Source organism: Margalitia sp. FSL K6-0131 (assembly GCF_038008735.1).
Classification (GTDB): Bacteria; Bacillota; Bacilli; order Bacillales; family Bacillaceae_C; genus Margalitia; species Margalitia shackletonii.
The window spans coordinates 4,700,109-4,726,490 of the sequence record NZ_JBBOZS010000001.1 but is presented as its reverse complement, the minus strand read 5'-3'; the positions used below and the strand labels follow the sequence as shown (position 1 = coordinate 4,726,490).

Here is a 26,382-nt window from a genome sequence, read left to right as displayed (position 1 = left end):
AGTATAATTGTTGTGAATTTTAAGAATATATTTCGTTAAATGTTCATTAAATTGTTCAATCGATAATACCAATTCACATAAATACCAAGGGCTCTTCATCAACAACAAACATTCATGCTCATTTAAAAGACTTGCAACTTCAATTAATAGAGGTGTTTATGGTTGCGTTTACATACGAAATTAATGGCCGGGATATGTATATTAATTTTTATGATTGGGGGAATTTTTGAATACACCTTTCGGGATATGATTGAAACCAATCTAAAGCATGAAAAAGGAACGAAGGCATTAGCGGTTGCCGAAACGATTTCCAATATGCCGGACATTAGGGAAGCATTCTATACAAAGAATCCATCCAGCATTATTCAGCCAATCGTGGAGAAAATTCGCAAACTGGTTGATGCAGAGTTCATTGTAGTTGGAAACCGTGATGAAGTCCGATATTCCCATCCTAATCCAAAGCGAATTGGTCAAACCATGGTCGGAGGCGACAATGCTGCTCCGTTAAGCGGTAAAGCTATCATTTCCGAATCAACTGGAACACTTGGTCCATCCTTAAGGGGAAAGGCACCGATTTTTGATAAAGGGAAAGTCATTGGAGTGGTGTCTGTTGGGTATCTCCAGACCGATATTGAAGAAGAGGTTGTAAAGCTTCAGAAAAAAGTTCTTATCATTACTTTTCTTGTTATGATTGGTGGTTTACTAGCGGCAGTTCTTATTTCTTTCCATATTAAAAAAGCCATCCTTGGGCTGGAACCAAAGGAAATTGCCCGATTGTATCAGGAAAAGCATGCTATTTTGGAATCGATTCACGAAGCGATTATTGCGGTGGACAAAGAAGGGGGTATTACAGTTGTAAATGAAACAGCACATAAAATTCTTAAAATCCCGCTTAACATGATCCTTCGTGGAAAGAAGATCGATGATGTGATAGAGAATTCACGTCTTCTTGAAGTAGTGAAAGCAGGGAAGGCAGAATATGATCAGGAATTTATGATTCTCGGTGAAGTATATCTTGTTAATCGTATTCCAATATTTGATAAGCATGGAAAGGTAATAGGAGCAGTTGCAAGTTTTCGAAATAAAAATGATCTCTCCAAACTTCTTCAAGAGCTTTCCCATGTAAAAGCATATGCGGAAGGGTTAAGGGCGCAAACTCATGAATATTCGAATCGGCTTTATACCCTGCTTGGTTTGATTCAGCTTGGCTCATATAAGGAGGCGATTGATTTTATTTCAAAGGAAGTGGATGTGACTCAAGGGTTTATTCACTTCCTTATGAAAGAAATTCCCGATCCGGTTTTAGCCGGGTTCATTCTGGGGAAATTTAGCCTTGCAAGTGAATTGAAGATTAATTTTACAGTCGATGAATATAGTAGTTTTAAAGATATTCCGAAAGAGATAAGCAGGGACTCCTTAGTAACGATTATCGGCAATCTAATTAATAATGCATTCGATGCTGTTAGAGAGAATGGTAAGGAAGAGAAACAGGTTATTTTGTTTTTAACAGACCTTGGAAAAGAACTCATTATTGAAGTGGAGGATAATGGAAAAGGGATTGATTCGGAGACGACAAAAAGAATTTTTCAAAAGGGGTTCACAACAAAGGATCGACAATTTAATGCAGGGATTGGGCTTTCATTAGTACAACAGGCTGTCTATCTGCTGGGAGGTACGATAACTTTTTCAACAAAAGTGGGAGAGGGTACTCATTTCACGGTAGCAATTCCAAAAAATAGGGGGATTTTGGATTGAGTGATAGAAAGGATATTGAAGTTTTAATTGTAGAGGATGATTTGCGGATTGCAGAAATACAGAAACGCTTTATCGAACAGCTGGAAGGTTTTCAAACAGTTGGGATTGCGGCAAGTTATATAGAGGCAAAAAGTTATATGGAACTATTACAGCCGGACCTGATTTTGTTAGATGTTTATTTTCCTGATATGAATGGTCTGGATATTTTAAAAGAAGCAAAGCAGCAGCCGAACCAAATGGATGTCATCATGATCACGGCGGCAAAGGAAATCGATAAAGTGCAAGAGGCTATTAGGATAGGGGTATTTGATTACATTATAAAGCCAGTTATTTTTGATAGATTTAAAAATACGCTTATTCGGTATAGAGAATATCATACAAAGCTTGTCGAACTGCGAAAGGACCAATTACTAGTTACACAAGAACAAGTAGATGCTTTATTACGAAAAGATATTGATAGTTATTCTTCCGATAAGTCACTATTACCAAAAGGAATTGATCCTCTGACACTGGTAAAAGTGTTAGAAGTGCTAAAATTAGTGACAAATGGCGTAACAGCTGAATTTGTAGCAAAGGAAATGGGGGTTAGCAGAACTACTGCAAGACGTTATCTGGAGCATCTGATTGCAGAGGAAAAGATCGCAGCGGATTTGGCTTACGGAACGGTTGGCCGACCGGAGCGGGTGTATATGGTGAAATAAAATAGAGCCTTAGCCGGAAGTTGGCTAAGGCTATTTACGGACCAAGTATATTATTTTTCTATCGTATTATTATTCGATTTTTTTCCTTCGATATTTCCATATTAAAAAGACGATAAATCCGATCAAACCTAATAAAACAATTACCGGAAGATTTCCAATCACAAAAACTATTAACCACGAAAGGAAGGAAACAAGGAAATTAATGCTCTTCATAAATTGTTTTTTTGTTTTTTCCCAGGTGTTCAATTGATTATTCTCGAGCCCAGGTACAACCACTTTATTTTCGGCCAAATTAATGGTGACGGTAGAAAAGTCGACTTGATTGTCGAGATATTTTATTTTTCCTTCCAGCGTTTCGATTTCTTCCTGTACCTTAGATAGCTCATTCGAAATTTCCAATAATGTTTTCGTATCCTTTGCCTCGTTCATAAATTGTGTAAGTCTTTTTTCGGTTAATTTCTTTGATTTTAACCGCGATTGTAAATCCACATATTCCTCTGTAACATCCTGTCCACTAACGGATTGATTTTCCACTTTGATCCCTAATAGTTTTACCTTGCTGAGAAATATTTGAAACTGCGCTTGCGGAACCCTGACGGTTAGATAGCCTTCTTGTCGCTCCTTTGTATCCTCATACAGTCTTTGATCGACAATATAACCACCCCATTTGACTAGAAAGATCCCTGATTTTATCCTGAACATCCGGCAAATTTTTTACTTCCATTTGGAGACTGGCATTGTAAATTACTTTCCGGGATTGCACGTTTTGATTTTTTACGGTGTCTTGCTTTGCTTTGCTGCTTTGATCTAAGGAGGATTGTTCTGTTGTTTTCACGTGACCGGCATCGTCACGGGAGGATTTACTGCCGCTTTTAGATGATTCACTATTGCTGCATGCAACGAGTAATAGAACGGACAAACTTACTGAAATAACAGTTTTCCAAAATCGCATTCATTTCTCACCTCTTTCTTTAATAAAAGGCTCTTTTCTTAAACTATGTTGCCTTTGTAGCAGAAAGTCTTATTAGCATCATTAGTTGGGAATAATCCCTATTAAGAAAAATTGCCCAAAACAAAAATAAATGTAGAGCAATGATCTATACGAAAACAGCCTTAATTAATTTCTTTTCATAATAGACGTAAGTACGACGAAATGGTTACAAAATATTGGAAGGTAATTATAGATTGGTTATTTTTTAATAATTTTATAAATTAACTACTTTATGTAAATTTAATTTGCGAACTTTTTCCAAATCGATATAATGAAAATAATAAAACGATTGGAGTGATTATCGTGCGGAAATTTAACAAACGAAAAGAGGAAATGACAATGAGAAATGAAATGAGGATATTCATACATGAACATAATAAATATTGGAATTGTAGCGCATGTAGACGCTGGAAAGACGAGTTTGACTGAACGAATCTTATTTGAAACTAATGTCATCGACGAAATAGGCAAAGTCGACGAAGGAAATACCCAAACAGACACATTAGAATTGGAAAAAAGAAGAGGCATTACGATTAAAGCATCGGTCGTTTCCTTTATGTTGAAGGATAAAAAGGTGAATCTAATTGATACACCAGGGCATGCGGACTTTATTGCAGAGGTCGAGCGTTCCTTCTCTGTTTTGGATGGAGCCATTTTGGTCATTTCTGCCGTTGAAGGGATACAAGCACAAACGAAAATCCTGATGTCCATTTTAAAGAAACTTGAAATCCCGACCATTCTATTTATCAATAAAATTGATCGTAAGGGAGCACAATCTGCTTCTTTACTCGAGAAAATAAAGGGAAAGCTAACGGAGAATATTATTCCTTTATACACTGTTGAAAATATAGGAACGAAAGAAGCGCAAATAGTTGCAAAGCGTTTTGAGAAGGATTTTCTTGAGGAAATGATCGAAATAGTTGCCATGAATGATGATGTCATGCTTGAATCGTATGTTAACGGAGAAAAAATATCGGAAAGTATGGTCTTTGGTGCATTGAGGAAACAAGTAAGAGAAGCAAAGCTATATCCTGTCTTTTTTGGATCAGCCATGACAGGTATTGGAGTACAGGAGTTACTTGAAGGTGTCGCTGATATGTTTCCGGCTAATCATGGCGGGGGTGATACACCTTTATCCGGGGTGGTATTTAAAATAGAACGAGAACCATACGGAGAAAAAATAGCTTATGTACGGGTGTATTCTGGAAGCTTGAATGTCAGGGACTATGTGAATATAAATCGTAAAAAGTTGGAAGGGGAAATCGAGACATATTCGGATAAAATTAAAAAACTTCAGCTCTTTCAGGAAGGAAGCTGTGTTCAATCTCAAAAAGTTGTTGCTGGGGATTTTGGCAAAGTATGGGGACTAAGAAATATCAGAATTGGAGATGTTGTTGGAGAGTGGTCCGATCACATTGTAGACATTCGATTCGTAAGTCCACAGCTGGAGACGCGAATTGAAGCAATCCATAAGGAAAAAAGTCATCAGCTATACCAAGCTCTTCAATACCTTGCCGAAGAAGATCCGCTCATACAAGTGATAAAAGATGATTTTCATCATGAACTTTATATTCGACTGTTTGGCGAAGTCCAAAAAGAAGTGGTAGAGAATACTTTAAAGGAACATTACCATTTGGAAGTTTCATTTTCAGAAACCCGAATTGTATGTATCGAAAAACCAAAAGGCACTGGTTTAGCTTACGAAATAATGGGAGCTCCAGGTAACCCATTTTACGCAACGGTCGGATTTCGAATTGAACCAGGAAATACTGGAAGCGGCGTGACCTATCAGCTAGAGGTTGAATTAGGATCTTTGCCGCTGTCATTCCATAAAGCAATAGAAGATACGGTATATGAGGTTTTACAACAAGGTTTATACGGGTGGGAAGTCACCGATATCATTATTACACTCACTCATTCAGGATATGCAAGTCCTGTCACTACAGCGGCTGATTTCAGAAATTTAGTCCCTCTTGTCTTAATGGAGGCATTGAAAAATGCAGGTACAAATGTATATGAACCTATGAATGAATTTGAATTAACGGTCCCGGTTGGCAGCATCAGTACAGCAATGTTTAAATTATCGGCTCTTCAAGCAGAATTTGAGGAACCCATTGTTAACGAAGAGATGTTTATCTTAAAGGGAACCTTGCCTATGGCTGTAACGGAAAAGTTTAAGAGAGGTCTGAATTCTTTTACAGAAGGTGAAGGTATTTTAATGACAAAGCCTTTTGGATATAAAAAAATGGCGAATGATTATCCGACAAGAAAGCGGGTAGATTATAATCCATTAAATCGAAAAGAATATTTAATGCATGTGATGCGAACCATTTAACATAGGAAATACCTGTCTTTGATGAAAGGCAGGTGTTTTTCTGATACTTATACGACAAAACTAACAATAATAGCTGACAAAACACTAACCAAAGTAGCCCCATACAGCAATTTTAACCCGAATCGTGCGACGGTATTTCCTTGTTTCTCGCTCAATCCTTTTACTGCACCTGCTATGATTCCGATAGAAGAGAAGTTCGCAAAGGAAACGAGAAAGACGGAGATAATTCCTAAGGATCTTGGACTAAAACTCGCCTGAATTTTAGTTAAATCTATCATTGCGACAAATTCATTTGTAACAAGCTTGGTAGCCATTATTCCTCCAGCTTTCACCATCTCTGATCCGGGGATCCCCATTAAAAAGGCAAATGGTGAGAAAATATAGCCCAGAATCTGCTGAAAGGATATGCCAAAAATCAAACTGAAAACATTATTAATCGCCGCCATTAAGGCTACAAATCCAATCAACATTGCTCCAACAATAATAGCAACCTTAAATCCATCTAAAATATATTCGCCAAGCATTTCGAAAAAACTTTGCTTTTCTTCTTCTTGAATTTCCAAGATATCTTCTTTGCTGTCGACCCTATAAGGATTGATGATGGATGAAATAATAAATCCTCCAAATAAATTTAGGATGAGTGCGGTCACGACATATTTTGGCTGAATCATCGTCATATACGCTCCAACGATAGACATGGATACCGTTGACATCGCCGAGGCGCACAGGGTATATAATCGGTGTGCGGGCAAATGGCTTAATTGTTTTTTTACCGTAATGAACACTTCTGATTGCCCAACCATTAAGGAAGCAACTGCATTATACGATTCCAATTTTCCCATCCCATTTACTTTACTCAACACAAATCCAATCCCCCTCATAATGAGAGGAAGGATACGCAAGTATTGGAAAATCCCAATTAATACAGATATAAATACAATCGGCAGTAAAACATTTAAGAAGAAAGGAGATTCTCCTTTATTGGCGATTCCTCCAAACACAAACGAAATGCCTTGTTGAGCATAATCGAGCAGCTTCACAAAAATATTAGCGATCCACTTAATGAAAATTAACCCAAATTCAGTATTAAGCAAAAGTGCCGCTAAGATGATTTGAATGACAATCATCAGAATAATAGGCCGGTAGCGAACTTGTTTCTTGTTGTTGCTTGCTAGTAAGGCTAATCCTAAAACGACCAGCAAGCCAATGATAGCAATAACGTATTTCATTTTTTTCCTCCAATTTAATGAGATGCTCCATTCATGCAGCAACGTTTACCACATACAATAATTTCATAAACCTATGATGACTCAACAACGTATATTCTATACGAAATGGACTTCAATAGTGGTGTCATATACTAATTAATTTGTATACAAATTATATTTACACATATATTATGTTATTATATAATAAATTATATGCTCATAAAGGAGAATCTCTCTATGGTGATATCAATGGATAAGTCAATTGGATCAGCTTCTGTTCGTACTAGTAAAAAAATGAGTCGAATATTGAACCTTTATCTAAAACCGTTCAATATTACAACCGAACAATGGAGTGTGTTAAGGACATTAAGTGAGTCGGACCGAATCTCCCAAAAGGAATTATCTGAGCTCGCAGATAAGGATCAAGCAACACTCACTAAAATCCTTGATTTGCTTGAGAAGCATGATTTTGTTAAGAGGATCGCAAATCCCACAGACCGACGCTCGTACCTTATTGCGATTACGGAAAGCGGAATGGATCTTACGAAGAAAGTTGCTCCATATTTGGAGGATATTTTTACCAAAATAATCAACGGTATCGACGAAAAATCGCTTGCGGTTTATCAAGAAGTATTGCTTTCACTTGAAGAGAATATCGATACACTACTAGAGCAAGAAAACAACTAGAAAGAAGGAATTTTATCAATGAATGATTCATCTAGGTTGTGGACAAAACAGTTTGTCGCCATTGTGATAATGGCTTTTTTATTTTTCCTATGTCTGCAATTACTTACAGCAGGATTTCCGGCTTTTATTACGGAAGTAAAAGACAATCCGACTGAAGGGGGTCTAATGACCACTGTCTTCATGTTGGCCGCAATTTGCACACGCCCATTCATCGGATCCTTAATACATCAGATCAATATTAAGATGATGAGTATTTTTTCCTTTGCCTTTGTTGCCATTACCGTAGGATTAAGCTATGGCCAGGAATCGATTTCCTTTTTAATCCTTTTAAGAATTTTTCATGGGATTGGCTTCGGGATTATGTCTACGATTCTTGCCACTATGGCAACGAATATTATTCCGAAGAAAAAGCTTGGGGAAGGTATTGGATATTACGGTTTAGCAACGAGTGTGGGAACAAGTATGGGACCGATGCTTGGTCTTGCAGTTCTCCAATATTTTTCTTTTAATCTATTATTGATTATTTCTGCTTTATTAGCGGTTATTACAATGATTCTCAGTTTTACTATTAAGAAACCGCAATCTGCAGCAGCTCCTAAAAAGATGGAAAAAGGCGCATTCAAAAAATACGCATTTGATAAGACAGCCTTTATTCCATGTATTTTAACCGCCTTTTTTACGATTACTTTAGGGGGCGTTATTAGCTTTTTAAGGGAGCTTGGCAAGGAAGAGAATATTAGTGGGTCAGTTTCATTATTTTTCTTAGTGATGGCAATTGTTATGGTAGTTGCACGTCCGATATCCGGACGTTTGTTTGACACGTTTGGCCATAAACTAATTATTTATCCTTCCACTGTGTGCGGTATTATCGGACTCTTCCTATTAGCAATCACACATAGCTCATGGACATTGCTCTTAGCAGGATTATTCTACGGGATTGCGTACGGAACCGTAACACCTACCCTTCAAGCAATTGCAGTCAGCATCGTAACGAAGGATAAGCAAGGTACCGCAAATGCTATGTATTTCTCCTCTATGGACTTGGGGATGGCAATCGGATCCACGGGGTTAGGATTATTAGCTTCGTATACGGGTTATCATTTCATCTATGGTTTTTCCATCTTCTGTTTAGTAGCCTTACTAATTGTGTACACGTTATTATTCGGAAGAAAGAAAAGCTTGGATGTCGTTCCGGCAACTCAGAATATGTAAAAAAATCGGCAGCTTTTGGCTGCCAATTTTTACTTTGGTGCTTGATACCATATATTAAACTCTCTTTTCAAAGTGTATGCGTTGGTTTAGTAGATACATAATTGGTGCACCGATTGCCATTACAACAAATTCTCCAATTGCTGTTGTAAGCCAAGTAAATAAAAATGGCAAATGAAAGGCTAAATGGAGCTCGATTGCAATCAAGAACATGGTAATGGTAAATACAATCGTATTCACGATCATACGGGTCCAAATATTTTTGATAAAGCGGCTAACAATGATCGTAATCAGTAATGATATAATCGATTGGCCAAATCCGAAAACAAGATCATAGGCCCGCATCGGTGATAAAAATAGATTCGTAAGAAATACACCTAATAAAACACCATAGATGAACTTCTTATTAAATACAACTAAATGATTAAACATTTCAGAAACACGAAATTGAATATTCGTAAATCCAAATGGCTGAATAAAAAACGAAACAGCAATGTAAAGGGCAGCGACAATTCCATTCCCTACAAGCGTTTTAACTTTCATATAAATTCTCTCCCTTAGTTTTTTATCGTGGGATGGTTTCGAACCACGTATTACATACACAAAGTATAATGATAGGCCTATTTAATCATCTAGTCAATTGATTTTTCTTCCAAAAGTCTCAGCTTTCTTCTTTAACCGGGACAAAATAATGATCTTTACGATAAGCTAATGCTTCCATCGTAGCAATCAATTCCCCGTCACTTTCGACTTTTATGTTATACCAAGCGGTTCGGTGGTTTCGTTTTTCTTCCATGGCAGTTGCTTTTAACCGGGAGCCTTTCTTACCTGGTGCCATAAAATTAACGGTAGTGGAAAGCCCCACTGATGTTTTTCCGTAAGAATTGCAGGCAACTGCAAACACAAAATCAGCAATGGCGAAAATAATGGCTCCATGCACGGTTCCATGGGCATTTACCATATGGTCTGCTACATCCAGCTCTGCAACTGCCATTCCTTCACCCATTTCTATTAATTCAATTCCTAAAAACTGGGCATAAGGTTCACTTTTTAACTTCTGAAAAATTTCGTCCTTATACTGGCGGTGTATCTCCATTTCATTAATGTCATGCTTCAACTTAATTCCTCCCAATTCCTTTGATGATAAGGTAATTATATACTATTTGGAATTTTCGATATTAAGAATAACGCAATGATTTTCATTTAAATAACTTTTTTCATCAAACCTATTTACATTAACGTTACGTAAAGGTGTATATTGATGTTGTCAGGAGGGATAACACGTGGAGTACACAGTGCAAAAACTAGGGAAATTGGCCGGAATCAGTACGAGAACTTTGAGATATTACGATGAAATTGGGATTCTTAAGCCGGCAAGAATCAATTCATCCGGATATCGGATCTATGGTCCTCGAGAGGTTGATCGTCTCCAGCAGATTCTTTTCTATAGAGAATTAGGAGTCAGTTTGGAAAATATCAAAAATATTATGACTGATCCGTCATTTGACCGCACCAATGCATTGAAGGAACACCGCGAAAAGCTTCTGGCAAAGCGTGCGCAACTAGATCAATTAATTTCCAATGTAGATAAAACAATAGCTGTCACAGAAGGGAGAATAACCATGTCAGACAAAGAAAAATTTGAAGGCTTTAAGCAAAAAATGATTGAAGAAAATGAAAAGAAATATGGAGCGGAAATTAGAGCCAAGTATGGGGATGAGACAATTGACCAATCCAATCAAAAAATCAAAGGACTAACAAAAGAACAATATGCAGAATTGGAAAAATTGGGTGAGGAAGTTCTTGTGACTTTAAAGGAAGCAATGGCCACCGGAGATCCTGCAAGTGATTTAGCACAGAAAACTGCGGAATTACATCGTAAATGGTTAGGGTACACTTGGGCAAGTTACAGTAAAGAAGCACATGCAGGGCTAGCGCAGATGTATGTGGATGATGAACGATTTGCAGCTTATTATAACAAAGTACAATCAGGTGCAGCGGAATTTTTGCGTGATGCGATTCTTATTTATACAGGAATGAAAAAATAAAAATGAAAGAAAGGCGATTGGGAGGACCCGATCGCTTTTTTCTCTAGGAGATAATAAGTCGAGACAGGAATAATGCCCAAAATCGTGGATAGGCAAAGGATACGGTAACAATAGAGAGAGAATCGTGCCCGAAATCGTGGTAAGGCAAAGGAAACGGTAACAATAGTGGGGAAATCGTGCCCGAAAATGTGGTCAGACGAAGGAAACGGTAACAATAGTGGGGAAATCGTGCCCGAAATCGTGGATAGGCAAGGGAATCGGTAACGATAGAGAGAGAATCGTGCCCGAAGTCGTGGTCAGACGAAGGAAACGGTAACAATAGTGGGGAAATCGTGCCCGAAAATGTGGTCAGACGAAGGAAACGGTAATAATAGAGAGAGAATCGTGCCCGGAATCGTGGTAAGGCGAAGGAAACGGTAACAATAGAGTAGGAACTCGTATTCGAAATTGTGATCAGAACATGAAATCAGAAACTATGAAACTGTATTAAATGATGATATCCAAATTAATCCTTAAGCATAAGTTGCACAAAATTAAGTAATATTCACTTACATTGACCAACCGCTGCGGTTCATCTAGTGCTAGATATACTTTTATTTATCTTGATGCTTCATACAAGGTGAAATTCTTTTTCTGCTTCTTAAAAGTAGAGGAAAATGTCAATAAAACAACCGGGGTTTATTGCCCCCGGTTGCTTTTAAAAAATATGTTTAAAAAAATGAAACAGCATTCTCGGAATAGCGGTCAGGATATTCCCAATGATTTCCCCAATGATTTCTACTAATATACTTTTGAAAAAGGACTCCTTATTTTTCTTTCTCTTTTTTAACATGTGGAACTCCTTATTATGGAAAATATATCATAATATTACCGCCGTAAACATGAAAATTCAACATCTTATTTGATTTTCCAAATAGCAAACCCAAATGGAGGAAGATCCATTTCATCTTCAATCTCCACCTGACAATTATTCCATAAATCAAGTGCGGTTCGAATGCCATTAACAAACGGTATCTCCACTTCTTTATCACTATTATTAAGCATAAATAGTAATGTTTCGTCTTTTGACTGTTTTTGGTATACAAGATAATTTTTATTTCTATCAGCCTCTAAAAAACGAAACTCTCCATCATTGCAAAAAACAGGATACTGTTTACGCAGTTGAATAAGATGTTTTACAAATGTGAAAAGTTCCTGATCCTGTTTCTCTTGATCCCAAATCATACATTTTCGGCAGCCAGGGTCCTGTCCGCCTGTCATGCCGATTTCATCTCCATAGTATATACATGGTGTCCCGATGAAAGATAATTGAAATAATAATAGGAGCTTGATTCGGTTCTTATTTCCATCTGCAAGTGTCAAGATTCTTGGTGTATCATGACTGCCAAGGAGATTAAACGCCACCTCATTTACATTTTTCGGATAGGAATGGAGAACGTTTGTAATAACATTCTTAAATTCCTCTGCACTGATTTTTCCTTTAGCAAAAAAGTCAAGTGCACCTTGTGTAAAAGGATAGTTCATCACAGCATCAAATTGATCACCTTGCAGCCAAGGCATGGAATCATGCCAAATTTCCCCGAGAATATAGGCATCTGGTTTTATGCTTTTTACTGTTTTTCTAAATTCACGCCAAAATGCATGATCTACCTCATTCGCCACGTCCAGTCGCCAGCCGTCAATATCGAATTCTTCTATCCAATATTTTGCAACATCCAATAAGTATTTTTTTACTTCCTCATTTTCTGTATTTAACTTGGGCATCTGTTCCGTAAAGGCAAAGGTATCATAATTGGGAACAGGAGTTGTTTTCACAGGGAATTCCCTCAGATGGAACCAATCTTTATATTTAGATTTCTCTTGATTTTCCAATACATCCTGAAACGGACCAAAATAAAAACCACTATGATTAAAAACCGCATCCAACATGACTCTTATGCCATGTTGGTGACAAATGTCTACCAATCGCTTAAATGTCTTTTTGTCACCAAACTGTGGATCAATTTCCATATAATCAATGGTATCGTATTTATGATTCGAAAACGCTTTAAATATAGGAGTAAAGTATATACCGGTAACACCTAAATCCACTAAATGATCGATATGCTGGATAATTCCTTCAAAATCACCACCAAAGAAGTTATCCCTTAAAGGCTCTGTACTTCCCCAAGGAAGCGTATTTTTAGGATTAATAGAAGGATTACCATTTGCAAATCTTTCCGGAAAGATTTGATACCAAACCGTATCTTTTACCCATTCGGGTGCACGAAAAATATCCGCTTGATGTAAAAAAGGAAAGCAGAAATAATATGCTACATCATCACATGGGGCTTCTGTAAAGAATCCCTTTTCCGTATAAATAATGGATTCATCATCATTTGTAAGTTCGAAACCATACCGCATTCGCCTGAACTCTGGTGAAACTTCCACAAACCAATAATCAAATAACCCGTCATTTCCGCTAAATGTCATATCTTTATAAGAAAAAATCCAGCCATCCTTATTCCAGTGATAAGGATCCCCATATAAAAGCCTTACTTTCTCCACATCGTTTTTCTTTACCCGTAATTGAATATGCAGCGTTTTTTCGTTATAAGCGTAAGCAAAATTGTTTTTTGGACGGTGGTAGATTGCCTCCAATTGCATCTTTGAACCTCCCAATCTAGAAAATTTTTATCGTATTTTTAGGTAAAAATATCATAAAAAAATTTTTTGTGCAAACGGTTGCTTTTTCTAAATGTCTGAATATATAATAATAGTGCAAACGTTTTCATAGTTTTCTATTTTTAAAAACAAGGGGGAAATTACTTTGAAGAAGTTTTTAGCATTAGTGTTTACTCTTGCACTTATGGTTGGAATGCTGGCAGCATGTGGGCCAAAGGATTCGAGCAGCGGCAGTGCATCTGATGGAGGAAAGAAAGCAGAGGATACTAAGAAACCTGAAAAATTACTTGTTTGGGAAGATAAAAAAAGAGGCGTAGCATTAGAGCCTGCAATTAAAAGTTTTGAAGAAAAATATGGTATTAAAGTAGAGTACAAGGAACTTGGCATGGCGGATGAAATGCAAAAGCAGCTACCGCTTGATGGTCAAGCAGGAACAGGTCCAGACGTTTTGACTCTTCCACACGATCAGCTTGGGGCATTAGCAACACAAGGCCTTCTTGCGCCGATTAAAGTGGACCAGTCCGTTCTTGACCTTTACACAGAATCTTCTATTCAAGCAGAAACTTATAATGGAAAATTATACGGATTACCAAAAGCTACAGAAACACCAGTATTTATTTATAACAAAAAGTACATGAAAAAAGCTCCTGAAACCTTTGATGAACTGTATACATTTGCTAAAGATTTTACAAAGGGTGGGAAATATGGATTTTTAGCACTTTGGGATAACTTCTACTTTGCTAACGCAATTATGGCTGGTAATGGTGGATATGTATTTAAAAACAATGGCGGTACATTAGATGCTAAGGACATTGGTTTAAACAACGATGGAGCACTTACTGGTGCTGAATATATTGGAAAATGGTATAAAGAAGGATTATTTCCGAAAGGAATCGTTGGCAAAAGTGGCGGTTCTGCAAAAGACGGGCTTATGAATGATGGAAAAGTGGCATCTGAAATGGATGGTCCATGGGCATTCCAAGGTCTGCAAAATGCAAAAATTGATTTTGGTGTTGCACCACTGCCTAAATTACCGAATGGCGAATATCCAAAAACATTTGTAGGTGTTAAAGGCTGGCAAGTATCTGCCTTCTCTAAGAACAAAGAGTGGGCTACAAAGCTAGTAGAATGGCTGGCAAATCCTGAAAATGCAAAAATTCGTTATGAAAAAACTGGGGAGATCCCTCCTGTTAAATCTTTAATGGAAGACTCGATTATAAAAGATAATGAAGGTGCAAATGCTGTTGCAGTTCAATCTGAACGTGGGGTTCCAATGCCAAACATACCGGAAATGGGTCAAGTTTGGGAACCAATGGCTACTTCTCTTCAATTAATTGCAACAAACAAGCAAGATGCTAAGAAATCACTTGATGATGCTGTAAAAACCATTAATGAGAAAATAGCTTCAACAAAATAAGGATAAATGAGTGGTAAAGCGGTGCCTCTTTCTTGAGGCGCTGCTTCAAATTTTTAAATCAATGCTCCATAAAAAAACATATAGGGCACTTAGTCGTTCTTTAATTAAATGGCAACAAAAGACCCCAAAAGGAGGTTTGCATGTAAAGCTCTTTTGAGGGTTGGTATGAACCTCTAGATGCTAATGTTTCACTTACATATTATGAAGAAAGGGGAGCGGGTTTGTACATGGAAATGGAAGTAAGTCAATCAAAACATCAGAAATCTGCTGTAGCTTTGTCTATAATCCCGGGGTTTGGTCAAATTTATAATCGACAATATATTAAAGGAATTATTTTATTCATTCTTTCTTTTTCATTCATTGTAGTTTTTAAGGATCTTTTAAACATGGGGTTATGGGGAATTGTGACTTTAGGAGTAGAGGTGCCTAGAGATAATTCCATCTTTTTATTAATCGAAGGAATCCTAGCACTTATTGTTGTCGTATTTGGATTAGGTCTATATGCCTTTAATTTTTATGATGCTTTTCATAACGGGAAAAAGAGGGATCATGGTATCCAGTTAACTACCTTACGTCAGCAGTATCGCAATGTAGTAGATAAAGGGTTTCCTTATTTAATTTTATCTCCTGGTATGTTTCTATTAATCTTTGTAGTTATTTTTCCAATATTGTTTGTGGTTTTGTTAGCATTTACTAATTATGATTTATATCATTCTCCGCCTGCAAAGTTAGTAGATTGGGTTGGCTTTAAAAACTTTACAGATATCGTAAAGTTAAATATTTGGAGATCTACATTTATTGATGTTTTTTCATGGACTGTCATTTGGACATTTGTTGCAACGACCTTTCAAATCGCTATCGGAATATTTTTAGCGGTTCTTGTAAACCAAAAGGATTTAAAATTCAAGAAACTTTTTCGAACGATTTTAATTTTACCTTGGGCTGTTCCGGCATTTGTTTCGATACTTGTATTTGCCGGGATGTTTAATGATACTTTTGGAACCATTAATAACGATATTTTAGCATTTTTCGGTATTGACCCAATTCCATGGCTAACAAATCCATTCTGGACGAAAGTTGCCTTAATTATGATCCAGTCCTGGCTCGGTTTCCCTTTTATCTTTGCAATGGTAACAGGAGTATTACAATCGATTCCAGGCGAATTGTATGAAGCTGCAACCGTGGATGGTGCGACTATTTGGCAGCAATTTAAAAGAATTACGTTGCCGATGATATTATTTTCTATCGCTCCGATTCTGATCACTCAATATACATTTAATTTTAATAACTTTAATATTATCTATTTATTTAACGGCGGTGGTCCAGCGGTTCCGGGCCAGACAGCCGGCGGCACAGATATATTAATTTCATGGATTTACAATTTAACACTTGAAACGAAGCAATATGCGAAAGCAGCTGCTATTACACTGATTCTATCGATCATTGTTATTAGTGTAGCGATTTGGCAGTTTAGAAGAACGAAATCATTCCAAGAAGAGGATATGATGTAAATGAGTATAAAAAAACAAAAATTCATTCGTTTAACTTTAACCTATATTATTTTGGCGATAGTTGCGGTCATGATTATTTACCCTATCTTGTGGATTGTTGGATCTTCCTTAAATCCCGGAGATAGTTTATCTGGATCTTCGATTATTCCAAAGAATGCCACCTTTTCGCATTACAAAGAATTATTTGATTTGGATAAGAGCCAATATTTACTTTGGTATTGGAATACGTTAAAAATTTGTTTTTTCACGATGGTTTTAGCCGTTTTCATGATAGCCCTAATGGGATATTCCTTCTCTAGATACCGTTTCAAAGGAAGAAAATACAGCTTAATGACCTTTTTGATTTTGCAAATGATTCCAAACTTCGCTGCCCTTATTGCGATTTATGTCTTAGCATTAGAAACACATTTAATTGATAAACATATTGGGCTCATTTTGTTCTATGTAGGTGGACTTCTTCCTATGAACACATGGTTGGCGAAGGGGTATTTTGATACGATTCCTAAGGAATTAGATGAATCTGCAAGAATGGATGGTGCTGGCCACTTCAGGATCTTCTGGCAAATAATTTTGCCGCTTGCCAAGCCTATTTTGGCCGTTATCGCCTTGTTCAGCTTTATTTCTCCCTTTACGGATTTTATTATTGCAGGCGTTTTATTGCGGTCAGAAGATAAATATACCCTTGCTGTTGGGCTTTACCAATTAGTGGCGAAACAATTCGGAAATGAATTTACAACATTTGCTGCAGGTGCTGTGCTCATCGCAATTCCTATTTCTATCTTATTTTTATCCCTGCAGAAATATCTCATTTCTGGTTTAACTGCCGGGGGAACAAAAGGGTAAACCATTTTATATTTTTAGAAATTAATTAGAAAAACGCATTTTTCAATAGAAATAACCTCTTTGAAAATAGCTTTACGAAAATAGGAGGTATACACCATGCAGGATACCAGCTTTGCCATCCATCCAGGAAATAAGAAACAATTAAAGGATACTCCATACCGAGACATCGGTTCGTTTGAAGCATATGAACAAAATGGGAGTTTCATAGAAATAAAATGTGAGCAAGGGTATGTAAATATTGTCCTTTACAGAGAGGATATCATTCGGGTTGTCATGAATCCTTTTCAAAAACCAATAATGACAAGCAGCTTTGCTTTAATCACAGGTCCTAGAGATGTTTTCTTTCAGGTTCAAGAGGAGCGTGATCATCTTTATATTACGAGCAACAATCTTAAAATGATGATCCAAAAATCACCGCTCCGAATCAATGTGTTTTCAATAGACGACAGACTGCTGGTTGGAGAAAGCGAACGTGGAATGGGCTTCAATGAGCAAAAGGAAGTTATATGTTTTAAGGATATGCAAGAAAATGATCATTTCTATGGATTTGGGGAAAAAACAAGCTTTCTAGATAAGCGTGGAGAAAAGATGACAATGTGGAACAGTGATGTATATGCCCCGCATAATCCGGAAATTGATGCGTTATATGAGTCTATTCCATACTTCATGACGCTTCGTGATGGGAATGCACATGGAATCTTTTTCGATAATACGTATAAAACCGTGTTTGATATGAAGAGTGAACAGGATTGCTATTCCTTTTGGGCAGAAGGGGGACAAATCGATTATTTTGTCTTAGCGGGCCCAACCCCAAAAGATGTACTGGAACAATATACAACTTTAACAGGAAGAATGCCGATACCGCCTAAATGGGCGCTTGGTTATCATCAATCCCGTTATAGCTATGAAACAGAGCAAGAGGTTCGTGAATTAGCAGCAACCTTTATGGAAAAGGGCATTCCTGTTGATGCCATCTATCTTGATATCCACTACATGGATGGATATCGTGTGTTTACATTTGATTTAGAACGTTTTCCGAATCCAAAACAACTTATTTCTGATTTGAAAAAAGCAGGTATTAAAGTTGTCCCAATAGTGGATCCAGGGGTGAAAGAGGATCCTGAATACCAAACCTATCAAGAGGGGATATATGGTAATCATTTTTGCAAATATATGGACGGAGCAATCTATCACGGAGATGTATGGCCTGGAAATAGTGCCTTCCCTGATTTCACTAAAACTAAAACAAGAGAATGGTGGGGAGAGAAGCACCGCTTCTATACAGATTTAGGAATTGAAGGCATATGGAATGATATGAATGAACCAGCGGTATTTAATGAAACAAAGACGATGGATGTTAAAGTTATGCACGGAAATGACGGGAATCCCAAAACCCATAGAGAAATGCATAATGTGTACGGGCTTTTAATGGGTGAAGCAACTTATAATGCGTTAAAGCAGCAAAATAAAGGAAATCGCCCATTCTTACTAACGAGAGCAGGATATGCAGGAGTTCAACGTTATGGAGCAGTTTGGACTGGCGATAACCGTAGTTTTTGGGAGCATTTGGCGATGGCATTGCCAATGTGCATGAACCTGGGAATTTCCGGTGTACCGTTTACAGGACCGGATGTTGGCGGATTTGCCCATGATTCAACTGGAGAATTGCTTGCCCGTTGGACACAGTTCGGCGCTTTTACACCATATTTTCGAAATCACAGCGGACTTGATACCGTCAGACAGGAGCCATGGTCGTTCGGAGAAACGATCGAGAATGTGGTGAAGAAGTATATTCAATTAAGGTATAAATGGCTGCCGCATTTATATACCTTATTCTATAAGGCGAGTGAAACAGGCATACCAGTTATGAGACCTTTATTGATAGAATATCCAAATGACCCTAACACCTTTAATCTTTCCGACCAATTTTTAATTGGCGAAAATGTTATTATTGCACCGATTTTGAGCCCTACTACCAATCATCGTATTGTCTATTTGCCAGAAGGAAATTGGTATGATTACTGGACAAATAAACTTTATGAAGGGAATGCTCACATAATGGCAGAGGCTTCCCTTGACACATTACCGATTTTTGTAAAAGAGGGATCAATCCTTTCCCATGGCAAGTATATAAGGAACACTTCTGAATCATTGGAAAAGATGGAAATCCATATTTATAAAACGGAAAATGGTTCTAGTAAATATAGACTTTATGATGATGACGGAAAGACATTTGAATATGAGAATGGTGCTTACTTAATGAAGGAATTTCGCTGTCATTTCCATAGTAAAACGATTACAATAAACATGGAAGATTTACACAGTGTTTATCAACCAAGCTGGAGAACGCTTGAGTTCCACCTTCATGGTGTGACGGAGGAAATAGAAGTAATATTTAATGAAAAGAAAATAGAAATAGATTTAGATGAACAAAAGGGAACTGCGATATTTCAAGCATCTATCTAGAATACTAACTTATGAAAAGGGGAGGGTAGCATGACAGTTACAATTAAAGATGTAGCAAAATTAGCTGGGGTTGCTCCATCAACAGTCTCGAGGGTCATTGCAAATAATCCGCGAATTAGTGACTCCACGAAAAAAAAGGTCAGGGATGCAATGGACTATTTAGGATATCATCCCAATATAAATGCAAGAAGTCTAGCTGCCCGATCTACACAGGCTTTAGGTCTTGTAATGCCGAGTTCCGCAGATAAGGCGTTTCAAAACCCTTTCTTTCCGGAAGTCATCAGAGGAATTAGTACAAAGGCCCACGAAAAAGGTTTTGCACTCTATATTTCCACAGGTATGAACGAAGAGGAAATTTTTGATGGAGTAGTAGAAATGGTACAAGGAAGACGGGTAGATGGAATCATTCTTCTTTCAACCAGTATGGATGATAAAATAGTCGAATATTTGTATTCTTCGCACTTTCCATTTACGGTTGTAGGAAAGCCATATAAATATGAAGATAAAATCTCCCATGTGGATAATGATAATTACAAGGCTGCAGGGGAATTAACGAAACACTTAATAGATTTGGGGCATGAACGAATAGCATTTATTGGAGGCAGTCTTAATCTCGTTATGACAACAGATCGGCTACTCGGTTATGAAAGGGCTTTACGGAATGCAAACATACCCTTTCGTGAGGATTACATTGTTCATGAGGAATTTTTAAAAGAAGGTGGAAGCGGTGCGGTTGAAGCTCTAATGGCATTAGCGGAACCGCCAACTGCCTTTGTCGTAATGGATGATTTAATGGCTCTTGGCGTACTGGGAATGCTGTCTGAAAAAGGTATATCCGTGCCGGATGATGTTTCTGTAGTGAGCTTTAATAATGTGATGCTTGCTGAATTGTCCAATCCGCCGTTAACAAGTGTTGATATCAATATTTTTCAATTAGGATACAGAGCGGCAGATTGCTTATTAGATACTCTTGAAAATGAAGATAAAAAGCCCGAACGAATCATTATTCCTCATAAAATAATCGATAGAATGTCGAGCGCTCCTTATAGATAAAGCAAGAAAAACTAAATGGAAAGATTGTTCTTTCCATTTTTTAATAAAATTGATCTGCAAATTTAATTATTTTAGAATCTTTCATTCGCATACATTAATTAGAAAGTCATATATTTAGGGACAAGGCTTCTTATCTCACTAAATTCATACTTAAAAAGGAGTGTTTTTTTATGGTAAAAGTTACAGTCTGGAATGAAAATCGACATGAAAAGAAAAATCCAGTGGTAGCCGGTATATATCCAAATGGAATTCACGGAGCTATTTCTGCTTTTTTAGAAAAAGGGGGCTTCGATGTTAAAACAGCAACATTAGATGAGCCGGAGCATGGATTAACGGATGAAGTATTAGCAAACACAGATGTTCTTGTATGGTGGGGACATATGGCACATGATGAGGTGTCAGATGAAACGGTAAATAAAGTTGTTTCAAGAGTTTTAGATGGTATGGGGTTAATTGTTCTACACTCTGGCCATTTTTCAAAGGTATTTAAAAAATTAATGGGAACATCCTGCGACCTGAAATGGCGTGAAGCAGACGATCGTGAAAGACTTTGGGTTGTAGATCCAAGTCATCCGATTGTAGCGGGATTAAATCAATATATTGAATTAGAAAAAGAAGAAATGTACGGTGAGCATTTTGATGTACCTGCACCGGATGAGCTTATTTTCTTGAGCTGGTTTGAAGGCGGAGAAGTGTTCCGCAGCGGATGTACATATCGACGCGGAAACGGCAAAGTTTTCTACTTCCGACCTGGGCATGAAACATATCCAACTTATCATAATGAAGAAATTCAAAAAGTTATTACAAACGCGGTTAAGTGGGCTGCACCTGTAGACCATGCAAGACCTGTATATGGAAATGCCAAGCCATTAGAGGAAATTTCAAAAAAATAGCAGAGCTAATCTCATAATTTTATAGAAGCGGTAGATATCACTTTGAGCAAGAATGAAGGAAGTCAAACCGCTTTCCAGTCTTAAGGAGGAATGCCAAATGACAAAAATAAAGGTTGGCGTAATTGGCTGCGGGAGTATTGCTGGACATCGCCACTTACCCGAATATGCAGCGAATCAGAATGTCGAAATTGTGGCAGTATGCGATATTGTCGAAGAAAGAGCAAAGGAAAAAGCTGAAAAATATGATGCGAAATTTTACACCAAATATGAGGATCTTCTAGCAAACGAAGAAATTGATGCTGTCAGTGTTTGTACACCAAACTATCTGCATGCACCAGTCTCCATTGCAGCTCTGAACGCTGGAAAGCATGTACTCTGTGAAAAGCCAATGGCCACATCAGATGCTGAAACAAAAGCAATGATAGAAGCTGCTGAAAAAAACGGAAAAAAACTAATGATTGCTCATAATCAGCGATTTGTTCCTTCTCATGAAAAGGCGCGTGAATTCATTGAATCTGGTAAGCTAGGAAAAGTGTACAGCTTCCGCACTGCGTTTGGTCATGGCGGTCCTGAAGGCTGGAGCGTGGACGGTGCTGACAGTTGGTTTTTTAAAAAAGAGAAAGCATTTATTGGAGCAATGGGGGATCTAGGGGTTCATAAAACAGATTTGCTTCGCTATATTTTAAACGAAGAAATAGTAGAGGTTGCTGCTTTCGTCGATACATTGGCTAAAGAAAATTCAACTGTAGATGATAATGCGGTTTGTATTTTAAAGACGGAAAGCGGAATTGTCGGTACGCTTGCAGCAAGCTGGTCCTATGTTTCAAAAGAAGATAACTCAACGGTAATCTATGGTGAGAATGGTATTTTACGTCTAGAGGAAGATCCAGACTATTCCCTAGTGATTCAACATAAAAACGGGGAAGTGGAGAAGTTCGATTTAGGTAAAATCCAATCGAATGAGGATGGCGGTCAAAATACTTCCCATGTGATAGACCAATTTATTCATAGTCTTGTAGACGATACAGATGTGCCAATTAACGGGTATGAAGGGATGAAATCGCTGAATGTCATACTTGCGGCACTAGAGTCCAGCGAAACTGGCAAAATTACAAAGGTGAAATGAGAGTCATTGTAGAATCTATAAATATGAAAAAATAAGGAGTACCATGGCCAAAAAAGTGGTCTAATCACTTTCTTGAAATGAGGTGTTTTTTATGAGTAAGTTGCGCTTGGGTGTTATTGGTGTTGGTGGAATAGCAGTTGGTCGTCACATACCTGCTTTTCGCAAATTGAAAGAAGAAGTAACCATTGTTGCAGTAAGTGATGTGAATATTGAACGTGCAAAGAGTGTTGCAGAAGAATTTGATATTCCCCATTCTTATGAAGATTATCGTGACATGCTTTCAGAGGTAGATGCTGTTGTCGTATGTACTCCAAATAAATTTCATTCGGAAATAACCGTCCACGCTTTAGAAGCTGGTGTCCATGTCCTTTGTGAGAAGCCAATGGCGATGACGGCTGAAGAATGTCAAGCAATGGTAGAAGCTGCAAAGGCAGCAAATAAAGTATTAAGCATCGGTTTTCACTACCGCTATATGAAAGAATCACAAGCAGCGAAAAAAATAATGGCCACAAAAGAAATTGGAGATCCATTAGTGGTCCGTGTTCAGGCATTACGAAGAAGAAAAGTACCGGGTTGGGGAGTTTTTACTAATAAGGATCTACAAGGTGGAGGCAGTCTCATTGACTATGGATGTCATTTGCTTGACTTATCACTATGGTTGATGGGGAATCCAAAGCCTATTGAAGTAACCGGAACCACATACAATACGTTAAGTAAACAGCCTGGCCAGGTCAATCAATGGGGCAGCTTCGATCACGAAACCTTCAATGTTGATGATCATGTAACAGGTTATATTCGTTTTGATAATGGTGCTTCGATGCTTCTAGAAGTTTCCTGGGCAGCTAATATCGAAAGTGATAAGGAAAGCGTTACAATTTCTGGCGACCAAGGTGGACTTGAGGTATTTCCATTTAAATTGAACTATGCGAAGCATGGGATGCTTTTTAATAGTGAAGCTACCTGGATTCCAAGTGAGGAGGATCCTGGCTACAGCCAAGCGAAGAACTTCGTGGATGCTTGTGTAAATGGAGCAGAACTAGTGGTGAAACCGGAAGAAGCCTTATTTGTTTCACAAATTATCGAAGCTATTTACAAAAGCAGTCAAGAGAAGAAAAGTGTACAACTTTAAGGAATGGCGGGGATAGTGATGAAATTAGGTGTTTTTACCGTATTATTCTCTGATAAGTCTTTTACCGATATGCTGGATTATGTAAAAGCTGCAGGGTTAACGGCTGTTGAAATCGGAACGGGCGGTTATCCTGGGGATGCACACTGTAAATTGGATGAACTGCTGGAAAGTCAGGAAAAAAGAGATGCATACCTAAATGAAGTAACATCTCGCGGGTTGCAAATTAGCGCATTTAGCTGTCATGGAAATCCAATTTCACCGGATTCAGAATTTGCACAAGAAAGTCATGATGTTTTTGTCAAAACGGTCAAATTGGCATCCTTAATGAGTGTACCGGTGGTAAATTGCTTCTCCGGCACCCCTGGTGATCATGAAGGCGCAAAATATCCGAACTGGCCGGTAGTAGCATGGCCAAACGAGTACGCAGATGTTTTAAAATGGCAATGGGAAGAAAAGTTGATTCCTTACTGGAAGGAATGGGGACAATTTGCAAAGGATCATAATGTAAAGATCGGCCTCGAGCTACATGGCGGTTTCTTAGTGCACACCCCATATACATTGCTGAAATTACGTGAAGCTACATGTGATGCCATTGGTGCAAACCTTGACCCAAGTCATCTTTGGTGGCAAGGAATTGACCCTGTAGCTGCAATTAAAATTTTAGCAAAGGAAAATGCCATTCATCATTTCCATGCGAAGGATACTTACATTGATCAGGATAATGTAAATATGTATGGTCTAACGGACATGCAGCCTTACGGAGATGTAAGAACAAGGTCTTGGACATTCCGTTCTGTGGGGTGCGGGCATGGTCTTCAAGAGTGGTCGGACATGATGAGCGCTCTTCGCACATATGGATATGATTATGTTGTAAGTATCGAACATGAGGATCCAATCATGTCAATTGAAGAAGGATTCAAGCGTGCGGTGAAAAACCTGCAATCAGTGCTTATTGAAGAAACACCTGCGGATATGTGGTGGGTGTAATAGATACGAAAAAATGGAAAGAGATTGTCTCTTTCCATTTTTTTTGAGTTATATGCTTGACCAGTTTATTGATTTGAAGCTTTGTTCGTTGCCAGAAATCTTTATGCGGACAGAGGTTCCGTTATTTGTGGCAAAAGGGGTATTTTTTTGAGTAAAGCGGACACACAATCCGTTATTATGTCAAAAGACAGCCATTTTCGAATGAATTTCATATTATAACGGAATGTGTGTCCTCTAACATGATGAAAAAAGGGCTTTTCAAAGGAATAACGGAACGTGTGTCCGGAAAATCTGTGACAAAAGGCGGCAATTATTTATCCCTTATCCCTTGATACAGATTCACCACACCAATCAGGAAATGCATGATCATTCCTACAACCGGAATAAATGCAAGGATATTTCCGATGATACCGAAGACGGAAGCGGATTTTGCTCTATTGGCTACAAAAGCAATGATTAAGCCGATAAAGTGAAACACAATCAATGTGCCTAACGGCGTCCAGGCATGAGCGAGAATGATAGCTCCGCCTAAAAAAGGAATACTAAAGAATAACTCCACTAAACCAATAATTATTTTATATAACCTCAAAATTGAACTCATTGAATTGAAATTCTCCTTTTTAGGATAATTATACCATTACTATAGGATGGATTAAAAAATCTTTTTGCAACTTTTCATACTCTATTTTTTTATGTCTATATTGTCTTACAGATGATAAAAATTCTTTTTATGATTTTAGTAAAGTAAATATATCATTTTTTTCAAAATCAGCGAGGATATTTTTCGGAAGCAATGTTTTTAATTGATCTTTTGTTGCCCAAAGATATTCAGAATGTTCATCTGATAATAGAATATCACCTGCTTCGCAATGACATAGGTATGTAATGAGCACAACTTGTCTTGTTGGATCTGTTTGAAAACTTGTTGCATATAAGATCTTGTTAATTTGAATCTCTAATCCGGCTTCTTCTTTTGCCTCTCTTTTCATAGCACTTTCCAAATCCTCGCCAAATTCAACCTTTCCGCCAGGGCATTCCCAGGTTCCTCCTCCGACACGTGCGTGATTATTCCGCTTAATAATTAGCACTTTTCCATCCTTTATAATAATTCCTTTAACAGCTACTATCATTTGATTTTTCACAATCACAACTCCTCCATATGATGCAGGTAATTTATTATTTTCAATTAATTTACACTTACTCGTCAATGGAATTGCATTACTGCTTTCAAAACTTGATGTCAGATACTGTACATACGTGATGGACATGTCCATTTATGGTGTCAGGCACTTTGTGAAACTTTTTTCAATGTTAATCGTATGTATTGTTATCTTGTATACTCATTATCTATGTGTTTTT

The 26,382-nt window shown here is 37.7% G+C and carries 24 protein-coding genes and 1 riboswitch; of the genes, 15 read left to right on the top strand and 9 right to left on the bottom strand.

Annotated features, from left to right (window positions below; genetic code table 11):
* The first annotated feature begins 162 nt into the window (after positions 1–162).
* Both NSQ59_RS23100 and NSQ59_RS23095 read left to right on the top strand, forming a co-directional pair.
* Positions 163–1,755 (top strand): ATP-binding protein, encoded by a 1,593-nt coding sequence (locus NSQ59_RS23100; protein ID WP_083489543.1) that lies wholly within the window; start codon positions 163–165, stop codon positions 1,753–1,755.
* Positions 1,752–2,456 (top strand): response regulator, encoded by a 705-nt coding sequence (locus NSQ59_RS23095; RefSeq protein WP_126647844.1) that lies wholly within the window; start codon positions 1,752–1,754, stop codon positions 2,454–2,456. Before NSQ59_RS23100 ends, NSQ59_RS23095 begins: the two co-directional genes overlap by 4 nt.
* 69 nt (positions 2,457–2,525) lie before the next feature.
* On the opposite strand, the gene NSQ59_RS23090 is transcribed toward NSQ59_RS23095, so the two are convergent.
* The gene (locus NSQ59_RS23090) at positions 2,526–3,158 is read right to left on the bottom strand and encodes a DUF4349 domain-containing protein (protein ID WP_340832873.1); all 633 of its coding nucleotides are present in this window, start codon (positions 3,156–3,158) and stop codon (positions 2,526–2,528) included.
* Positions 3,088–3,408 carry a hypothetical protein gene (locus NSQ59_RS23085; RefSeq protein WP_340832871.1) on the bottom strand — a complete coding sequence of 107 codons (321 nt, stop codon included), beginning with the start codon at positions 3,406–3,408 and terminating at the stop codon, positions 3,088–3,090. Before NSQ59_RS23085 ends, NSQ59_RS23090 begins: the two co-directional genes overlap by 71 nt.
* A gap of 406 nt (positions 3,409–3,814) precedes the next feature.
* Between NSQ59_RS23085 and tet the strand changes: the two genes are divergently transcribed.
* Positions 3,815–5,782: a tetracycline resistance ribosomal protection protein gene (tet, locus tag NSQ59_RS23080; protein ID WP_340832869.1), complete on the top strand. Its 1,968-nt coding sequence runs from the start codon at positions 3,815–3,817 to the stop codon at positions 5,780–5,782.
* Positions 5,783–5,829: 47 nt separating this feature from the next.
* Here the strand turns inward: tet and NSQ59_RS23075 are convergent, their stop codons facing one another.
* On the bottom strand, positions 5,830–7,011 hold the full coding sequence (locus tag NSQ59_RS23075) for a NupC/NupG family nucleoside CNT transporter (RefSeq protein WP_340832867.1): 1,182 nt from the start codon (positions 7,009–7,011) through the stop codon (positions 5,830–5,832).
* A gap of 216 nt (positions 7,012–7,227) precedes the next feature.
* Between NSQ59_RS23075 and NSQ59_RS23070 the strand changes: the two genes are divergently transcribed.
* A complete protein-coding gene (locus NSQ59_RS23070; protein ID WP_340832866.1) occupies positions 7,228–7,677 on the top strand; it encodes a MarR family winged helix-turn-helix transcriptional regulator in 450 nt (149 codons plus the stop codon).
* 18 nt (positions 7,678–7,695) lie between these two features.
* Positions 7,696–8,889, top strand: coding sequence for an MFS transporter (locus NSQ59_RS23065; RefSeq protein ID WP_340832865.1), 1,194 nt, complete (start codon positions 7,696–7,698; stop codon positions 8,887–8,889).
* A gap of 54 nt (positions 8,890–8,943) precedes the next feature.
* Here NSQ59_RS23065 and NSQ59_RS23060 read toward each other — a convergent pair whose 3' ends face one another.
* Together NSQ59_RS23060 and NSQ59_RS23055 are read right to left on the bottom strand one after the other, a co-directional pair.
* Complete coding sequence (locus NSQ59_RS23060) at positions 8,944–9,429, bottom strand: QueT transporter family protein (RefSeq protein WP_340832864.1); 486 nt, start codon at positions 9,427–9,429, stop codon at positions 8,944–8,946.
* An 8-nt stretch (positions 9,430–9,437) separates the two neighbouring features.
* A riboswitch (PreQ1 riboswitch) is annotated at positions 9,438–9,482 on the bottom strand.
* A 65-nt stretch (positions 9,483–9,547) separates the two neighbouring features.
* Entirely contained in the window at positions 9,548–10,009 is a 462-nt protein-coding gene (locus NSQ59_RS23055) for a PaaI family thioesterase (protein WP_445669247.1), read from the bottom strand.
* A 160-nt stretch (positions 10,010–10,169) separates the two neighbouring features.
* Between NSQ59_RS23055 and NSQ59_RS23050 the strand changes: the two genes are divergently transcribed.
* Positions 10,170–10,934 carry a MerR family transcriptional regulator gene (locus NSQ59_RS23050; protein ID WP_055742356.1) on the top strand — a complete coding sequence of 255 codons (765 nt, stop codon included), beginning with the start codon at positions 10,170–10,172 and terminating at the stop codon, positions 10,932–10,934.
* Positions 10,935–11,631: 697 nt separating this feature from the next.
* On the opposite strand, the gene NSQ59_RS23045 is transcribed toward NSQ59_RS23050, so the two are convergent.
* Together NSQ59_RS23045 and NSQ59_RS23040 are read right to left on the bottom strand one after the other, a co-directional pair.
* Complete coding sequence (locus NSQ59_RS23045) at positions 11,632–11,766, bottom strand: hypothetical protein (protein ID WP_268888350.1); 135 nt, start codon at positions 11,764–11,766, stop codon at positions 11,632–11,634.
* Between the two features lie 65 nt (positions 11,767–11,831).
* On the bottom strand, positions 11,832–13,580 hold the full coding sequence (locus tag NSQ59_RS23040) for an alpha-glycosidase (protein ID WP_340832863.1): 1,749 nt from the start codon (positions 13,578–13,580) through the stop codon (positions 11,832–11,834).
* A 163-nt stretch (positions 13,581–13,743) separates the two neighbouring features.
* Here NSQ59_RS23040 and NSQ59_RS23035 point away from each other — a divergent pair, with 163 nt between their 5' ends.
* The 9 genes from NSQ59_RS23035 to NSQ59_RS22995 all read left to right on the top strand — a co-directional run bounded on the left by NSQ59_RS23035 (position 13,744) and on the right by NSQ59_RS22995 (position 25,023).
* On the top strand, positions 13,744–15,015 hold the full coding sequence (locus NSQ59_RS23035) for an extracellular solute-binding protein (protein ID WP_055742354.1): 1,272 nt from the start codon (positions 13,744–13,746) through the stop codon (positions 15,013–15,015).
* Positions 15,016–15,242: 227 nt separating this feature from the next.
* Positions 15,243–16,526, top strand: a complete 1,284-nt coding sequence (locus NSQ59_RS23030; protein ID WP_126647853.1) for a carbohydrate ABC transporter permease — start codon at positions 15,243–15,245, stop codon at positions 16,524–16,526.
* A complete protein-coding gene (locus NSQ59_RS23025) occupies positions 16,527–17,369 on the top strand; it encodes a sugar ABC transporter permease (RefSeq protein WP_055742352.1) in 843 nt (280 codons plus the stop codon).
* Positions 17,370–17,465: 96 nt separating this feature from the next.
* Positions 17,466–19,835: a glycoside hydrolase family 31 protein gene (locus tag NSQ59_RS23020; protein ID WP_340832862.1), complete on the top strand. Its 2,370-nt coding sequence runs from the start codon at positions 17,466–17,468 to the stop codon at positions 19,833–19,835.
* Positions 19,836–19,865: 30 nt separating this feature from the next.
* Complete coding sequence (locus tag NSQ59_RS23015; RefSeq protein WP_340832861.1) at positions 19,866–20,888, top strand: LacI family DNA-binding transcriptional regulator; 1,023 nt, start codon at positions 19,866–19,868, stop codon at positions 20,886–20,888.
* 170 nt (positions 20,889–21,058) lie between these two features.
* A complete protein-coding gene (locus tag NSQ59_RS23010; RefSeq protein ID WP_340832860.1) occupies positions 21,059–21,781 on the top strand; it encodes a ThuA domain-containing protein in 723 nt (240 codons plus the stop codon).
* 97 nt (positions 21,782–21,878) lie between these two features.
* Positions 21,879–22,907 (top strand): Gfo/Idh/MocA family protein, encoded by a 1,029-nt coding sequence (locus tag NSQ59_RS23005; protein ID WP_340832859.1) that lies wholly within the window; start codon positions 21,879–21,881, stop codon positions 22,905–22,907.
* A 91-nt stretch (positions 22,908–22,998) separates the two neighbouring features.
* Positions 22,999–24,036 (top strand): Gfo/Idh/MocA family protein, encoded by a 1,038-nt coding sequence (locus NSQ59_RS23000; RefSeq protein ID WP_340832858.1) that lies wholly within the window; start codon positions 22,999–23,001, stop codon positions 24,034–24,036.
* Between the two features lie 18 nt (positions 24,037–24,054).
* Positions 24,055–25,023, top strand: a complete 969-nt coding sequence (locus NSQ59_RS22995; RefSeq protein WP_340832857.1) for a sugar phosphate isomerase/epimerase family protein — start codon at positions 24,055–24,057, stop codon at positions 25,021–25,023.
* 310 nt (positions 25,024–25,333) lie between these two features.
* On the opposite strand, the gene NSQ59_RS22990 is transcribed toward NSQ59_RS22995, so the two are convergent.
* Entirely contained in the window at positions 25,334–25,624 is a 291-nt protein-coding gene (locus tag NSQ59_RS22990) for a hypothetical protein (RefSeq protein ID WP_055742345.1), read from the bottom strand.
* A 127-nt stretch (positions 25,625–25,751) separates the two neighbouring features.
* Positions 25,752–26,165 (bottom strand): NUDIX hydrolase, encoded by a 414-nt coding sequence (locus NSQ59_RS22985; RefSeq protein WP_321198488.1) that lies wholly within the window; start codon positions 26,163–26,165, stop codon positions 25,752–25,754.
* Positions 26,166–26,382 lie beyond the last annotated feature (217 nt).

What these genes read in the sequence shown, in the direction of transcription:
- NSQ59_RS23010 (WP_340832860.1), top strand. Translation starts at nt 21,059, where the DNA reads ATGGTAAAAGTTACAGTCTGGAATGAAAATCGACATGAAAAGAAAAAT.
- NSQ59_RS23045 (WP_268888350.1), bottom strand. Translation starts at nt 11,766, where the DNA reads ATGTTAAAAAAGAGAAAGAAAAATAAGGAGTCCTTTTTCAAAAGTATA.
- NSQ59_RS23060 (WP_340832864.1), bottom strand. Translation starts at nt 9,429, where the DNA reads ATGAAAGTTAAAACGCTTGTAGGGAATGGAATTGTCGCTGCCCTTTAC.
- NSQ59_RS22995 (WP_340832857.1), top strand. Translation starts at nt 24,055, where the DNA reads ATGAAATTAGGTGTTTTTACCGTATTATTCTCTGATAAGTCTTTTACC.
- NSQ59_RS23025 (WP_055742352.1), top strand. Translation starts at nt 16,527, where the DNA reads ATGAGTATAAAAAAACAAAAATTCATTCGTTTAACTTTAACCTATATT.
- NSQ59_RS23090 (WP_340832873.1), bottom strand. Translation starts at nt 3,158, where the DNA reads ATGTTCAGGATAAAATCAGGGATCTTTCTAGTCAAATGGGGTGGTTAT.
- NSQ59_RS23070 (WP_340832866.1), top strand. Translation starts at nt 7,228, where the DNA reads ATGGTGATATCAATGGATAAGTCAATTGGATCAGCTTCTGTTCGTACT.
- NSQ59_RS23030 (WP_126647853.1), top strand. Translation starts at nt 15,243, where the DNA reads ATGGAAATGGAAGTAAGTCAATCAAAACATCAGAAATCTGCTGTAGCT.
- NSQ59_RS23075 (WP_340832867.1), bottom strand. Translation starts at nt 7,011, where the DNA reads ATGAAATACGTTATTGCTATCATTGGCTTGCTGGTCGTTTTAGGATTA.
- NSQ59_RS23005 (WP_340832859.1), top strand. Translation starts at nt 21,879, where the DNA reads ATGACAAAAATAAAGGTTGGCGTAATTGGCTGCGGGAGTATTGCTGGA.
- NSQ59_RS23085 (WP_340832871.1), bottom strand. Translation starts at nt 3,408, where the DNA reads ATGCGATTTTGGAAAACTGTTATTTCAGTAAGTTTGTCCGTTCTATTA.
- NSQ59_RS23000 (WP_340832858.1), top strand. Translation starts at nt 22,999, where the DNA reads ATGAGTAAGTTGCGCTTGGGTGTTATTGGTGTTGGTGGAATAGCAGTT.
- NSQ59_RS23020 (WP_340832862.1), top strand. Translation starts at nt 17,466, where the DNA reads ATGCAGGATACCAGCTTTGCCATCCATCCAGGAAATAAGAAACAATTA.
- NSQ59_RS22990 (WP_055742345.1), bottom strand. Translation starts at nt 25,624, where the DNA reads ATGAGTTCAATTTTGAGGTTATATAAAATAATTATTGGTTTAGTGGAG.
- NSQ59_RS23015 (WP_340832861.1), top strand. Translation starts at nt 19,866, where the DNA reads ATGACAGTTACAATTAAAGATGTAGCAAAATTAGCTGGGGTTGCTCCA.
- NSQ59_RS23065 (WP_340832865.1), top strand. Translation starts at nt 7,696, where the DNA reads ATGAATGATTCATCTAGGTTGTGGACAAAACAGTTTGTCGCCATTGTG.
- tet (WP_340832869.1), top strand. Translation starts at nt 3,815, where the DNA reads ATGAACATAATAAATATTGGAATTGTAGCGCATGTAGACGCTGGAAAG.
- NSQ59_RS23040 (WP_340832863.1), bottom strand. Translation starts at nt 13,580, where the DNA reads ATGCAATTGGAGGCAATCTACCACCGTCCAAAAAACAATTTTGCTTAC.